12 protein-coding genes are annotated in these 13,335 nt (G+C 71.4%); 1 reads left to right on the plus strand and 11 read right to left on the minus strand.

The features are described 5' to 3' along the window. Positions 1 to 10: 10 nt before the first annotated feature. The 11 genes from ABZ267_RS28685 to ABZ267_RS28735 form a co-directional block, all read right to left on the minus strand. Positions 11 to 1,114 carry a polyprenyl synthetase family protein gene (locus ABZ267_RS28685; RefSeq protein WP_093689636.1) on the minus strand — a complete coding sequence of 368 codons (1,104 nt, stop codon included), beginning with the start codon at positions 1,112 to 1,114 and terminating at the stop codon, positions 11 to 13. Then, complete coding sequence (gene hpnE, locus ABZ267_RS28690) at positions 1,111 to 2,496, minus strand: hydroxysqualene dehydroxylase HpnE (RefSeq protein ID WP_356752490.1); 1,386 nt, start codon at positions 2,494 to 2,496, stop codon at positions 1,111 to 1,113. Before hpnE ends, ABZ267_RS28685 begins: the two co-directional genes overlap by 4 nt. A 136-nt stretch (positions 2,497 to 2,632) precedes the next feature. After that, positions 2,633 to 3,553: a presqualene diphosphate synthase HpnD gene (gene hpnD / locus ABZ267_RS28695; RefSeq protein ID WP_356752643.1), complete on the minus strand. Its 921-nt coding sequence runs from the start codon at positions 3,551 to 3,553 to the stop codon at positions 2,633 to 2,635. Between the two features lie 29 nt (positions 3,554 to 3,582). Beyond that, entirely contained in the window at positions 3,583 to 4,494 is a 912-nt protein-coding gene (gene hpnC / locus ABZ267_RS28700; protein ID WP_356752491.1) for a squalene synthase HpnC, read from the minus strand. Between the two features lie 420 nt (positions 4,495 to 4,914). Continuing rightward, positions 4,915 to 5,700: an ABC transporter ATP-binding protein gene (locus ABZ267_RS28705; protein WP_356752493.1), complete on the minus strand. Its 786-nt coding sequence runs from the start codon at positions 5,698 to 5,700 to the stop codon at positions 4,915 to 4,917. Next, positions 5,693 to 6,622, minus strand: a complete 930-nt coding sequence (locus tag ABZ267_RS28710) for an ABC transporter permease (RefSeq protein WP_356752495.1) — start codon at positions 6,620 to 6,622, stop codon at positions 5,693 to 5,695. Before ABZ267_RS28710 ends, ABZ267_RS28705 begins: the two co-directional genes overlap by 8 nt. A 101-nt stretch (positions 6,623 to 6,723) precedes the next feature. After that, positions 6,724 to 7,596 (minus strand): glycosyltransferase, encoded by an 873-nt coding sequence (locus tag ABZ267_RS28715; protein WP_356752497.1) that lies wholly within the window; start codon positions 7,594 to 7,596, stop codon positions 6,724 to 6,726. A gap of 8 nt (positions 7,597 to 7,604) precedes the next feature. After that, a complete protein-coding gene (locus ABZ267_RS28720; RefSeq protein WP_356752499.1) occupies positions 7,605 to 8,384 on the minus strand; it encodes a CDP-alcohol phosphatidyltransferase family protein in 780 nt (259 codons plus the stop codon). After that, on the minus strand, positions 8,362 to 9,423 hold the full coding sequence (locus tag ABZ267_RS28725) for an iron-containing alcohol dehydrogenase family protein (RefSeq protein WP_356752501.1): 1,062 nt from the start codon (positions 9,421 to 9,423) through the stop codon (positions 8,362 to 8,364). The genes ABZ267_RS28720 and ABZ267_RS28725 overlap by 23 nt, the downstream gene beginning before the upstream one ends. Further along, positions 9,411 to 10,148: a phosphocholine cytidylyltransferase family protein gene (locus tag ABZ267_RS28730; RefSeq protein ID WP_356752502.1), complete on the minus strand. Its 738-nt coding sequence runs from the start codon at positions 10,146 to 10,148 to the stop codon at positions 9,411 to 9,413. Before ABZ267_RS28730 ends, ABZ267_RS28725 begins: the two co-directional genes overlap by 13 nt. Beyond that, entirely contained in the window at positions 10,145 to 11,905 is a 1,761-nt protein-coding gene (locus ABZ267_RS28735; protein ID WP_356752504.1) for a DUF5941 domain-containing protein, read from the minus strand. The genes ABZ267_RS28730 and ABZ267_RS28735 overlap by 4 nt, the downstream gene beginning before the upstream one ends. A 319-nt stretch (positions 11,906 to 12,224) precedes the next feature. Here ABZ267_RS28735 and galE point away from each other — a divergent pair, with 319 nt between their 5' ends. Continuing rightward, positions 12,225 to 13,223, plus strand: coding sequence for a UDP-glucose 4-epimerase GalE (galE, locus tag ABZ267_RS28740; RefSeq protein WP_356752506.1), 999 nt, complete (start codon positions 12,225 to 12,227; stop codon positions 13,221 to 13,223). Positions 13,224 to 13,335: the final 112 nt, after the last annotated feature.

The following is a 13,335-nucleotide window of genomic DNA, read 5'->3' on the forward strand; positions in this document are numbered from 1 at the left end:
CGGGTGCTGATCACCGTTTCCGCACCACCACGAAGTCGGCGAGCGCGGTGAGCTGCGCCCGTACCTGGTGCGGCATGTCGACACCGTGCAGCGCCTCGATGGCGACCGCGTGCTGCCGGCGGGCTTCCTGCGCGGTCCACTCGCGGCCGCCCGCCTCCTCGATGAGCGCCGCGCGGGCGGCGAACTCCTCTTCGGAGAAGCTGTCGAAGTCACTGCTCTTGGCGTCGGCGGCGAGCAGCTCGCCGAGCCGCTCGGAGGCCGGTCCGCCGGCGGCGAGCGCGGCGACGACCGGGAGGGACTTCTTGCGCTGGCGCAGGTCGCTCCAGGTCTGCTTGCCGGTGGCCTCCGGGTCGCCCCAGATGCCGAGCAGGTCGTCGACGGCCTGGAAGGCGAGGCCGAGGTGGTAGCCGTACGCCTCCAAGGTGTCGGCGGTGCGGTCGTCCGCGCCGCCGAGCACCGCGCCGATGGAGACCGCGCAGGCCAGCAGGGCGCCGGTCTTGTTGCCCTCCATCTCCAGGCACTCCTCGACGGTGACCCGCTCGCGGTGCTCGTAGGAGATGTCCTGGGCCTGGCCGTCGATGAGCTTGCGGGTGGCCGAGGTCAGCCGGCGGGCCGCGCGGCCCGCCTCGACCGTGCCGAGCTCCAGCAGGACGTCGTAGGCCAGCGCGAAGAGCGCGTCGCCGACCAGGATCGCCTGCGCGGGGCCGTGCACCTTCCACACGGTGTCGCGGTGGCGGCGCTGCTCGTCGCCGTCCATCAGGTCGTCGTGCAGCAGCGAGAAGTTGTGCACGAGCTCGACAGCCACGGCGCCGGGGACGCCCGCCTCGGCGGGAGCGCCCGCCGCTTCGGCCGAGAGCAGGGCGAGCGCGGGGCGCACGGCCTTGCCGCCGTCGCCGTCCGAGGGCCGTCCCTCGGCGTCGATCCAGCCGAAGTGGTAGGCCGCGACGGTGTCCATGGGCGGCGCCAGCCGGTCCACGGCGGCCCGCAGCACCGGCGCTGACAGGGCTCGTCCGCGCTCCAGAAGCGCGGTGACGTCCGTGGTCTGGTCCACGGTGTCGGAAGCCGGATTCGCCGGGGTCACTGACTCTCCTCTTGTTCCGGTGGTACTGCTCATGCCGCCTCCTGCAGCGGATGTCCATGGGGGCGGCCGAGGTCGTGAAGGGCCGCGTCGGCGGCCTGGAAGCCGCTGCGCACGGCACCCTCCATCGTCGCGGGCCAGCCGGTGGCGGTCCAGGCGCCCGACAGGTGCAGTCCGGGCGCTCGCGTACGGGGGCCGGGGCGCAGCGCGCCGACGCCCGGGGCGGGCGCGAAGGTGGCGGTGCGCTCGCGGGTGACGAAGAAGTCCCGGATGCCGGCGCCGCGTGCGGCGGGCAGGAGCCGCTCCAGCTCGGGCAGGTAGCGCTCGCGCAGCTCGGCGACGGGGAGGTCGATCTCGTCCTGGGCGGCGGACTGGGAGACCGCCAGGTACTGGCCGGGGCCCTTGAGCCCGGAGGAGTGCGTACGGTCGAAGACCCACTGGACCGGCGAGCCGATCGCGGCGAAGAACGGGCGGCGCAGCACCGCCCGGTCGTAGATCACGTGCACGTTGAGGATGGGCGCGTTGTCGATGTCGAGCAGCAGGTCCGGCTCGTCCAGTGCGCCGGCGGGCAGCAGGTCGTGCGTCTCGTGCTGCGGTACGGCGAGGACGACGGTGTCGGCGGTGATCCGCTCGCCGGCGGTCTCGACGTTCCAGCGGCCGTCCTCGCCGCGGGTCAGGGAGCCCACCTTGGCGCGCAGCTCGGTGCGGACGCCCGCGGTGTCCAGGGCCTTGCGGGCCAGGGTGTCGTGCAGCTCGCCGAGCGGCACGGTGGCCCAGCCGATGTCGGCGGCGCCGGGCTCGGAGAGGAGGCCGGTCCTGAAGACCTTGGCGGCGAGCGCCATGGAGGCGTGCGGCGCGGTGGCGTTGAGGGTGGCGACGCCGACGAGGTCCCAGAGGGCCTCGATGGCGCGCTCGGACTGGCCGTGCCGCTTGAGCCAGGTGGCGAAGTCGATGCGGTCGAGTTCCGGGTCGGCGGGGTCGAGGCGGCCGAGCGCGAGGGCGGCGCGGCCCACGTTCGCCTTCTCGGCGAGGGAGAGGTGCGGATAGGCCGCGAGGCCGCCGGCGAGGTGCAGCGGTACGGGCAGGCCGGTGCGGCGGATCCGGCCGAGGCGCGGTCCGGCGGCGCGGCCGACGTCCAGGACGGGGACGTCCAGGCGGTCCTGGAGCGGAGCGAGGTGGGCGGCGTCGACGCGGTCGAGGAACCAGCGGTAGCCGGTGCAGCAGCGCAGGTAGACGTGCTGGCCGTTGTCGACGGTGAGGTCGCCGCGCTGGAAGGAGAAGGCGAGGCCGCCGAGGCGGGGCCGCCCTTCGAGCAGCGTGACGTCGAGCCCGGCATCCGCGAGGCGCATGGCCGCGGTGATGCCGGCGAGGCCGCCGCCGACGACGACCGCGACGGGGCGTGGGGTCTCGTCGCTCATGCCTGCCCCTCTCGCCGGGCTGTCTTCGATCGCCGGACCGTCGCCGATCCCCGGGTCGTCCCGGAAGGAATCGTCGCAGTCGTGGACGCGTGCGGCCACCGGAGGGTTGACCGGGCGCCAGGCGTGCCGGAGTGCATCAGGCCCGCCCCCTGGAGGTCAGCCGCGAGACATGGCGGGCGTCGAGACCGGAGAGGCCGCGCACCGCGACGTACGCCTTCTCATGGCCGGGCAGCGAGACGCGGCCGCGCAGCACGGCCTCGGGGTCGCGCTCGATCCGGTCCAGGAGGCGGCGGTAGATCCCGGCCATGGCGGCGACGCAGGCGCCGCTGCGGCGGTCCAGCATCGGCAGCAGGCGGTATCCCTCGGCGAACAGGGCTCGCGCCCGGCGCACCTCGAAGTGGATGAGGCCCGCGAAGTCGGAGCCGGGCGGCGGGGTGGAGCGGTGGAAGCCGGCGGAGCAGCCGAACTTGGCCAGGTCGTCGGCGGGGAGGTAGGTGCGCCCGTTGCCGGCGTCCTCGCGGACATCGCGCAGGATGTTGGTGAGCTGGAGCGCGAGGCCGAGCGTGTCGGCGTACTCGGAGGCCCGCTCGGCGCCGGGTGCGCCCGGTTCCGTACCGAAGACGCCGAGGCTGAGGCGGCCGATGGCACCGGCGACGCAGCGGCAGTAGGTCTTCAGGTCGTCCCAGGTCTCGTACGTGGCGCCGCGGACGTCCATCAGGACGCCGTCGATCAGCTCGTCGAGCCCTTCCAGCGGGAGCGGGAAGCGGCGGGTGGCGTCGGAGAGGGCGACGGCCACCGGGTCGGTGTCGTCCTCCTCGACCTTGCCGTGCCGGATCCGGTCGAGCAGCTCACGGGTGCTCTCCAGCCGGGTCCGCTTGGTCGCCGGGTCGAGCTCGCCGTCGCCGATGTCGTCGACGCGGCGGGAGAAGGCGTACAGCGCCGACATGGCCTGCCGCTTCTCGTACGGCAGCAGCCTGATGCCGTAGGCGAAGTTCCGGGCCTGCTGTCCGGTGACGGCCTCGCAGTAGCTGTATGCGGCCTGTACCGGTGGCGGCATGTCCGTCGTCTGTCCCTCCACGGTCAAGCTCACCCCTCTCTACGCGCTCTTCGCAGGACGACTGCGACTTCGCGCAGCATGCTGGGCTTGGTGGGCTTGGGTGGTCCGGGCAGGACGTCGAAACCGGCGGCCGAGACCGCCGTGAGGGCGGCGCGGCCGCCGCCGACGAATCCGGCGAGCAGGAGCTTCAGTCTGCCGTCGACGCTCGCCACCAGCGGAATGCCTTCCTCCAGCAGCTCGCTCGCGCACTGTGCTTCGTACGCGATCAGCGCGCGGACCGAGGCTCCGGCGGACGGTACGGCCAGGTCGGCCTCGCTGACCCGGAAGCGGTCCATGGACTCGGCGGGCAGATAGATCCGGTCGCGCGCGAGGTCCTCGGCGACGTCCTGGAGGTGCTCGACGATCTGGAGTGCGGTGCAGACCGCGTCGGAGCGGCGTACGCGCTCCGGGCTGGTGGTGCCGGTGAGGGCGAGGACCAGGCGGCCGACCGGGTTGGCTGAGAGCTCGCAGTAGGCGGCGAGCTCCGCGTAGGTGGCGTAGCGGCGGACCTTCTGGTCCTGCCGGTTGGCCTCGATCAGGCCGAGGAAGGGCTCGGGGGTGAGCGCGCGGCGCCGCACGGTGGGACGCAGCGCGCGCAGCAGCGGGTGGTGCGGCTCCTGGCCGGTGGTGGCGAAGACCCGGTGCAGGTCGGTCTCCAGCGCGTCGAGCATGGCGAGCCGGTCGTCGCTCTGCTCGGGCTCCAGGCCCAGGTGGCGGGCGTCGGCGCCGCCGGGGGCGAGGTCGCCGTCGCCGATGTCGTCGACGAGCCGGGCGTAGCCGTAGACCGCCATCAGGTCGTCGCGCCAGGCGCGGGGCAGGAAGAAGGGGGCCACGGGGAAGTTCTCGTCCGCGGCCTTGCCGAGCGTGGCGTCGCCGGTGCGCGCCTCGGGCGTGGAGGTCACTGCGGACCACCCGGCGCGGGGACGGCGGAACCACGTCGGAGCTGGAGATTTTCCGTCATTGCCGTCACATCTCCCGTTCTACACTGCTGACCCAAAACATCCCTTTTCGGACACGCCGCTCGTTCTTCCGAGTGCACTGCGGCACAGCGGGCGGAGCGCCGGGGGCGGATCGCCCCACTTGCCATGAATCAGCACCGCTACAGCTTACGTTGTACAGCTCACAGGGGTGCGCGGGGGTGGAGCGCCCGGGGCGCGGACACCGCACTACTCGTCAACCTTGCTCGCGTGCCGGTGGATTGACGTCATCCGCCGGGAGGAGATCACCCCTCAAGGCGTACTGCGGTTGACCTCCGCCGACCCCGTACACCGCTGTGGCCTCCACCGGAAGCGGTCCGGTGGAGGCCACAGATGGCTGGGAAACTACTTGCCCGTCTCGCGTTCGTACGCCTTGAGGACTTCCTCGGTGGGGCCGTCCATCAGGAGTTCGCCCTTCTCCAGCCAGAGCGCCCGGTCGCAGGTGTCCCGGATCGACTTGTTGTTGTGGCTGACCAGGAAGACGGTGCCCGCCTCCTTGCGGAGCTCGCGGATCCGCTCCTCGGAACGGCGGCGGAACTTCTGGTCACCGGTGGCCAGCGCCTCGTCGATCATGAGGACGTCGTGGTTCTTGGCGGCGGCGATGGAGAAGCGCAGACGCGCCGACATGCCGGAGGAGTACGTCCGCATCGGCAGGGTGATGAAGTCACCCTTGTCGTTGATGCCGGAGAAGTCCACGATCTCCTGGTAGCGGGAGCGGATCTCGGCCTGGGTCATGCCCATGGCCAGGCCGCCCAGCACCACGTTCCGCTCGCCGGTGAGGTCGCTCATCAGCGCCGCGTTCACACCGAGCAGCGAGGGCTGGCCGTCGGTGTAGACCCGGCCGGACTCGGTCGGCAGCAGGCCGGCGATGGCCCGCAGCAGCGTCGACTTCCCGGAGCCGTTGGTGCCGATGAGGCCGATGGCCTCGCCGCGGTAGGCGGTGAAGGAGACGCCGCGTACGGCGTGCACCTTCCTGACCCCGCGCGGCTCGCCCTTGCCGCGGCGCATCATCCGGCTCAGCGCCGCGGTGGCGCTGCCCCGGCCGCCGCCGGTGCCGTTGACCCGGTAGACGATGTGGACATCGTCGGCGATGACCGTGGGAATCCGGCCCTGCTTGTTGTCCTCAGCCACGGCCGTACCGTTCCTCTGCCTTCCAGAAATACACGAATCCCACGACGGCCAGCAGCACGGCCCAGGCCAGGCCGGCGGCCCAGACGTGGTCCGGCAGGTTCTCGGAGCCGTAACCGTCGATCAGCGCGAAGCGGACCAGGTCCATGTAGATCGCCGCCGGGTTGTACTGGAGCACGTCGGCGATCCACGCCGGCTTGTCCTTGAGCATCACCGGGATGGAGAACATGACGCCCGAGGCGTACATCCAGGTCCGGGTGACGAACGGCATCAGCTGCGCGAGGTCGGGCGTCTTGGAGCCGAGCCGCGCCATGACGAGCGCGAGTCCGGTGTTGAAGAAGAACTGGAGAATCAGGGCGGGGATCACCAGGAGCCAGGACGGCGAGGGATAGCTGCCGAAGATGACGGCGACCGCGACCAGCACGATCATCGAGAACAGCAGCTGCTGGAGCTGCTGGAGCGAGAACGAGATCGGCAGCGAGGCCCGCGGGAAGTGCAGGGCCCGGACCAGTCCGAGGTTGCCGGAGATCGACCGGACGCCCGCCATCACGGAGCTCTGCGTGAAGGTGAAGACGAAGACGCCGGTGACCAGGAACGGCACGAAGACGTCGTGGGGAATTCCCTCCCTGGTCCCCAGGATGAGTCCGAAGATCAGGTAATAGACAGCGGCGTTCAGGAGAGGGGTGACCACCTGCCACAGCTGGCCCAGTTTGGCCTGGCTGTACTGCGCGGTCAGCTTCGCCCGGGAGAAGGCCAGGATGAAGTGGCGCCGGCCCCAGAGCTGTCGCAGATAGGCGAGCAGTCCAGGCCGGGCGCCGCTCACGGTCAGGCCGTACTTGGCAGCCAGCTGGGCCGCGCCGAGGCCCTCGTCGGCGGACGGCGGGGCCCCGAGGGCCACCCCGGCGTCGTGGGTCGTGTCACTCACAAGTTGAAACTCTCGTCTTCACGCGCAGCCAGTCGCGGGCGCGGCTCAGGCGGACAGGTCCCGGAAAGAAAATACGCCTCATGCTCTCAGAGGAAAGCTTCTCAGATGACCGGAGGTCGCCCCAGCCGCGTCAGCCGCCACACCGTACGCCACTTCATCGGGCGGCGCGGCCCGCAGGACGTCGTCCAGCCCTCGCGGAAACCGCCGAACCACGCCTTCAGCGCGGGCGGCGACGGGCGCCTGACCAGCGTCAGCAGCAGCCAGACCCCGAGGTAGAGAGGGATCAGCGGGGCGGGAAGGTTCCGGCGGGCCAGCCAGACCCGGTTGCGGGCCACCATGCGGTGGTGGACGGCGTGCCGGGAGGGGGCCGTGGTGGGGTGGTTGAGGACCAGGTCCGCGCGGTAGTCGATCATCCAGCCCGCGTCCAGCGCCCGCCAGGCGAGGTCGGTCTCCTCGTGGGCGTAGAAGAACTGCTCCGGCAGCGGTCCCGCCTCGGCGAGGACCCTGGTGCGTACGGCGTTGGCGCCGCCGAGGAAGGTCGTCACGCGCGAGGAGCGCATCGGGTCGGCCGCCCGGAGCCGGGGCACATGGCGGCGCTGGGTGGCGCCGGTGTCCGGGTCGGTGATCCGGAAGGTGATGATGCCGAGCCTCGGGTCCGCCACGAATGCCTGACGGCAGAGCTCGGCGGTGTCCCGGTTCGGGAGCAGCCCGTCGTCGTCGAGGAAGAGCAGGGCGTCCACGTCCGCGCCGGACGGGCCGAACGCCTCGATGCCGACGTTGCGGCCACCGGGGATGCCGAGGTTCTCCGGCAGCTCCACCGTCCGTACGCCGGCCGGCACGGGCCCGACCGGTGCGCCGTTGCCGACCACCACGACCTCGATCGGTTCGCCGTCCTGCGCGAGGACCGAATCGAGGAGGGCGCGGAGGTCGTCGGGCCGGTCGCCCATGGTGATGATCACCGCGCCCAGTCTCATGGCAGAGGTCACTTCAGCCTGCTGGACGCCAGGACGGAGACGAGGTGGAGCAGGGTCTGCAGGAGTGCGATGCCGGCCAGTACGGCGGTGGCGAGGCGGGTGTAGAAGAGGTCGCCGCCGATGGTGTCCAGGATCGCGACGAGCAGGATGAGCAGCGAGGCCTCGATCCCGAGGATCAGCCGGTGGAACTTGAGCGCTCCGGCGGCCCGGCGGGCCAGCGCCATGCCGGAGGAGCGCGGCTCGGAGGCCGCCTCCTTGACCGGCGGCAGCCCGCCCTGGTGGCGCGCGACGCCGACCAGGTCCGTCTCGGCCTTGATCATGATCGCGCCGAGCGCGGCGAACGTCCCGAGGAACGCCCAGAGCCAGTCGATCCGGCCCTCGCCCCAGATGTCGGCGGCGCGCAGGCCGAGGCCGACGAGGACGGCCGCGTCGCACAGGTAGGCGGCGACCCGGTCCAGGTAGACCCCGCTCAGCGAGTACTGCTTCTTCCAGCGGGCCAGCTCGCCGTCCACGCAGTCGAAGAGCAGGTAGAGCTGGACCATGAGCACACCGAGCAGGGCGCCCGGTATGCCGGGCACCAGCACGGCCGGCGCGGCCAGGACTCCGGCCAGCGTCATCACGTACGTGACCTGGTTCGGCGTGACCCTGGTGTTCACCAGGTAGCGGTCCACGCGCAGGGAGACCTCACGCATGTACAGGCGGCCGGCCCAGTGCTCGCCACTGCGCCGGTCCTTCACCCCCGGAGGGTGCACGACCGGACGGAGTTCAGCTACTGATGGTCGAGACATAGTCGGCGTACGCGTCCCTGATCTGGTCGGTGGACAGGTTGAGGTGCTCCAGGATGGTGAAGCGTCCCGGTCGGGTCTGCGGCGCGTAGTCGACGGCCCGGACGAACTCGTCGACGGTGAACCCGATCTCCTCGGGCAGCACCGGCAGACCGTGGCGGCGCAGGGTCGATGCCATCTGGAGGGACTCCTGACGGGCACCGCGCAGATGCATGGCGAAGCAGGCGCCGATGCCGACCTGCTCGCCGTGGCTGGCCGCCCGCTGCGGATACAGCAGGTCGAAGGCGTGGTTGATCTCGTGGCAGGCGCCGGAGGCCGGACGCGAGTCGCCCGCGACCGACATCGAGATGCCGGTCAGCACGAGTCCCTCGGCCAGCACCTTGAGGAAGGCGTCGTCGCCGACACCGCCGGGATGGCGCAGCACGGCCTCGCCTGCCTGGCGGGCCATGGCGGCCGCGAGTCCGTCGATCTCCTCGCCGTTGACCTCGTGGGCCAGCTCCCAGTCGGCGACGCAGGAGATGTTCGAGACCGCGTCACCGATGCCGGAGCGGACGTACCGGGCGGGCGCCTCACGGATCACGTCGAGGTCGATGACCACGGCGATCGGCGTGGGCACGCCGTAGGAGCCGCGCCCGTTGTCGTTGTCGAGCGTGGCGACCGGCGAGCAGAGGCCGTCGTGCGAGAGGTTCGTCGCGACGGCGACCAGCGGCAGGCCGACCCGCGCCGCGGCGTACTTCGCCACGTCGATGATCTTGCCGCCGCCGAGGCCGACCACCGCGTCGTACCGGGTGCCCTTGATGTCGTCGGCGAGCTTCACCGCGGAGTCGATCGTGCCGTCGGAGACGGCGTACCAGTCGGCACCCGGCAGGACCGGGGCGAGCCGCTCCTTGAGCGCGCGCCCGGAGCCGTCGCTGATCGCGATGGCGAGCTTGCCCGAGGAGGAGATCCGCTGATCGGCCAGGAGACCCGCCAGATCGTCCATGGCGCCGCGCCGGATGTCGACGACGACCGGGGACGGAATGAGCCGGGTCAGTACTGGCACGCGATCTCCCGGCCCTTCTCGAGGTCGTCGTGGTTGTCGATCTCGACCCAGGTCACGGTGCCGATCGGAGCCACGTCGACGGTGAAGCCGCGGTTGACGAGCTCCTGGTAGCCGTCCTCGTAGTAGAGGTCGGGGTCGCGCTCGAAGGTGGCCTTCAGCGCGTCGGCGAGCTCCTCGGCGGCCTCGGCCTCGATGAGGGTGACGCCGATGTACTCACCGGTCGCGGTGGCCGGGTCCATCAGCTTCGTGATGCGCCGGACGCCCCTGGCCTCCTCGGTGATGACCTTCATCTCCTCGTCGGCGAGGCTCTTCTCGGTGTCCAGCGCGAGGATGATCCTCCGGCCCTCGCCACGGGTGTCCAGGAGGGTCCTCTCGACGGAGACCGGGTGCACGGTGTCGCCGTTGGCGAGGATCACGCCGCGCTTGATGACGTCACGGGCGCACCACAGGGAGTAGGCGTTGTTCCACTCCTCGGCCTTGTCGTTGTCGATGAGGGTGAGGGTGAGACCGTACGTCGCCTCCAGCTCGGCCTTGCGCGCGTAGACGGCCTCCTTGCGGTAGCCGACGACGATCGCGACCTCGGTGAGTCCGACCTCCGCGAAGTTGGCGAGCGTGAGGTCGAGGACCGTCTTGTCACCGTCGACAGGGACGAGCGCCTTGGGGAGCGTGTCCGTGTAGGGACGCAGACGTCGTCCTGCACCGGCTGCCAGTACGAGGCCGATCATGCGAGTTCTCCTTCGTCGTGTACGGCGGGCGCCGAGGAGGACACCCAGAAGCGGATGGACTCCACGAGCACCACCAGAGCCACGACCACCGCGAGAACGGTGAGAGCCGTGGTGAAACCTGAGCCTTGGGTGAGTACGGCGGCGAGAACGGCCACCAGCGCGGTACGGCCCTCGTGGCCACCGATCGTCCGCACCAGCCACTGAGGCGGTGCGCCGGTGCCTCCGCGAATGCGGTAGACCGTGTCGTAGTGATGGTAGGCGACGGCCGAGACGAGCCCGAAGGCCGCCGGAACGGCGTGCGGGACGTCGCTGCGTGCGGCCAGCACGAGGATCGTGACGTACTCCGCCGCCCGGAAGAACGGCGGTGCCAGCCAGTCGAGCGCGCCCTTGAGGGGGCGGGCGACGGCGAGGCCGGAGAGCAGGACGTACACGGCCGCGGCGGCGATGGTGAGTGGGCTGCCGTACGGGAGGAAGAGCGCGGCGCCGACCATCACGAGGGTGCCGAGGAGGGCGAGGGCGGGGGCCGTGAACGCGCCCCGCAGGCCGGGAGCGACCGCGGCGACTGCCTGGGCCAGCGGGCCGGAGTCGGCGAGGTCCGCCAGGGCCTGGGCAGCGCGGTCGGTGCGGCCGGCCTTGCGGGTCAGCGAGCGCAGGAGGCGGCCGGCGGTGGTGTAGCAGGCGGCGAGGGCGCAGCCGACGAGCAGGGCGTAGAAGACGATGCGCGGGGTGGTGAACGCGGTGAGCACCGCGATCATGGCCCAGCGCTCGCCGATCGGCAGCACGATCATCCGGCGCGCCCAGACCGTCCAGCCGACGCTGTCGAGCTTGTCGGAGAGGGCGGCGGTGGGGCTGGTGTTGGCGACCGCGTCGTGGTTGGCCTCGTTGAAGGAGAAGTCCACGACATGGCGGCAGGCCTGGAGGACCATCGCACCGAGCGCGAGGGCCCATACATCGTCACTGCCACCGCCGCGGGCGGCGCCGATGGCCAGGCCGGCGTAGTACGCGTACTCCTTGGCCCGGTCGAACGTGGCGTCCAGCCAGGCACCCATCGTGGAGTACTGCAGCGAGTAGCGGGCGAGCTGCCCGTCGGTGCAGTCCAGGACGAAGGAGACCAGGAGCAGGATGCCCGCGGCGATGTAGCCGCCCCGGGTGCCGGTCGCCGCGCTGCCCGCCGCGATGAGCGCGGTGATCAGGGAGGCGGTGGTGACCTGGTTCGGGGTGAAGCCCCGGCGGGCGCACCAGCGGGCGATGTAGCGGGAGTAGGGGCTGATGCAGAAGGTGGTGAAGAAGCCGTCGTGGGCCTTGACCGCGCTGCGCAGCCGTACGGCTTCGTCGTCGACCGAGGCACGTGCGGTCTCGGCCGCGGCCTGCTGTTCGGGGTCGGTGGGGACGGCGGCGACCAGCGAGCCGAGGGCGGGGCGCTGTACGGCGACGCCTTCGGACTCCAGCGCGACGGCGATGCGGCCGGCGACGGTGCGGTCCTCGGGTGCCGGGTCGGTGTCCGGGTCGACGACAGGCGCGCCGGCGCCGACCGCGGCCGTGGTGCGGTCCAGCGCGCGCAGCAGGGCCCGCCGGGCCTGGGGCTGGGCGGTGAGCGCACCGGGGACGGTGGCGGCGGGGAAGCGCGGGTCGGTCAGGCCGAGCCGTAGCGCGTGGAGGTGGCCCACGAAACGCGGGTCGACGAGGGCGACCCGGCGGTCGGCCGGGACGGCGGCGAGGAGTGCTGCGGCGTCACCGGCGTCGGCGGCGCTGAGCACGTCGAAGCCCAGGGACCTCAGATCGTCCGCGAGCGACGACCCGGGTACCGGCGTACCGGTGAGGATGGCGGTCGACAGACGAACTCACTCCTTGGCACTGACGGTGGACGACACTCGGCAGCACGGCCACGAGGCGGGCCGGGCGGCATGTCGGCTGAGGCTATCGGATGAACGGAAGGCCGAGTTCACCACCCGTTTCCGCGCTGTTCGGGTGGCCTCCCACCGGGCCGGTTCCATCGGCGATCATCATCCTTGATCGGTGCCCCGGCCCACAAACCGCCGGTCGGACCGGATGGCTCTGACGCTTAGGCTGACGGTCATGACATGGCTGATCACAGGTGGAGCGGGTTACATCGGGGCACACGTGGCGCGGGCCATGGTCGCGGCGGGCGAGCGGGTCGTGGTGGTCGACGACCGCTCGACGGGCGTCGTGGACCGGCTGCCGGAGGCCGTCACGCTGGTGGAGGGCTCCGCTTCGGACCGGGCGCTGCTGGACCGGGTGCTGGCCGAGCACGCGGTGAGCGGTGTGGTGCATCTCGCGGCGAAGAAGCAGGTCGGCGAGTCCGTGGAGAAGCCGCTGCTGTACTACCGGGAGAACATCGCCGGGCTGACGGTGCTGCTGGAGGCCGTGGTCGCGGCCGGCGTGCGGCGCTTCCTCTTCTCGTCGTCGGCGGCCGTCTACGGCGTACCGGACGTGGATCTCGTCACGGAGGAGACGCCGTGCCTGCCGATCAACCCGTACGGCGAGACCAAGCTCGCCGGCGAGTGGCTGGTGCGGGCGACGGGCAAGGCGCACGGGATCTCGACCGCCTGTCTGCGGTACTTCAACGTGGCGGGCGCGGCCGGGCCCGAGCTGGCGGACACCGGGGTCTTCAACATCGTCCCGATGGTCTTCGACCGGCTGACCAGGGGCGAGGCGCCACGGATCTTCGGCGACGACTACCCCACGCCCGACGGCACGTGTGTCCGTGACTACATCCACGTCGCCGACCTGGCTGACGCCCACCTCGCCGTGGCGCGGAAGCTCGGCGTGCGCGAGGGCGGCGATCTGACGCTGAACGTGGGCCGGGGCGAGGGCGTGTCGGTACGGGAGCTGATCGACGTGATCACCGAGGTGACCGGATACGCGGTGCAGCCGGTGGTGGAGCCGCGCCGTCCCGGTGACGCGGCGAAGGCGGTGGCCTCGGATGCGCGGATGGTCCGGGAGCTGGGCTGGACGGCCCGCCGGGATGCCCGCTCGATGGTCGAGTCGGCCTGGGAAGGGTGGTGCCTGCACCATCCGCAGGCACGTATCGACACCCATGGCGGACGCCCGTAAATGATCACGTCACCGCTCTGACCTGCGGAACGTTTTCGCAGGTCAGAGCATATGACAACGGTGTTCAGTACCGTGTTGCCCGATACCCCCCACCCGTAGTTCACTGGCCTCG

The sequence above is a fragment of the Streptomyces sp. NPDC006174 genome, from assembly GCF_040614075.1.
Classification (GTDB): Bacteria; Actinomycetota; Actinomycetes; order Streptomycetales; family Streptomycetaceae; genus Streptomyces.

What these genes read in the sequence shown, in the direction of transcription:
- ABZ267_RS28685 (WP_093689636.1), bottom strand. Translation starts at nt 1,114, where the DNA reads ATGAGCAGTACCACCGGAACAAGAGGAGAGTCAGTGACCCCGGCGAAT.
- hpnE (WP_356752490.1), bottom strand. Translation starts at nt 2,496, where the DNA reads ATGAGCGACGAGACCCCACGCCCCGTCGCGGTCGTCGTCGGCGGCGGC.
- hpnD (WP_356752643.1), bottom strand. Translation starts at nt 3,553, where the DNA reads ATGCCGCCACCGGTACAGGCCGCATACAGCTACTGCGAGGCCGTCACC.
- ABZ267_RS28715 (WP_356752497.1), bottom strand. Translation starts at nt 7,596, where the DNA reads ATGAGACTGGGCGCGGTGATCATCACCATGGGCGACCGGCCCGACGAC.
- ABZ267_RS28720 (WP_356752499.1), bottom strand. Translation starts at nt 8,384, where the DNA reads ATGTCTCGACCATCAGTAGCTGAACTCCGTCCGGTCGTGCACCCTCCG.
- ABZ267_RS28730 (WP_356752502.1), bottom strand. Translation starts at nt 10,148, where the DNA reads ATGATCGGCCTCGTACTGGCAGCCGGTGCAGGACGACGTCTGCGTCCC.
- galE (WP_356752506.1), top strand. Translation starts at nt 12,225, where the DNA reads ATGACATGGCTGATCACAGGTGGAGCGGGTTACATCGGGGCACACGTG.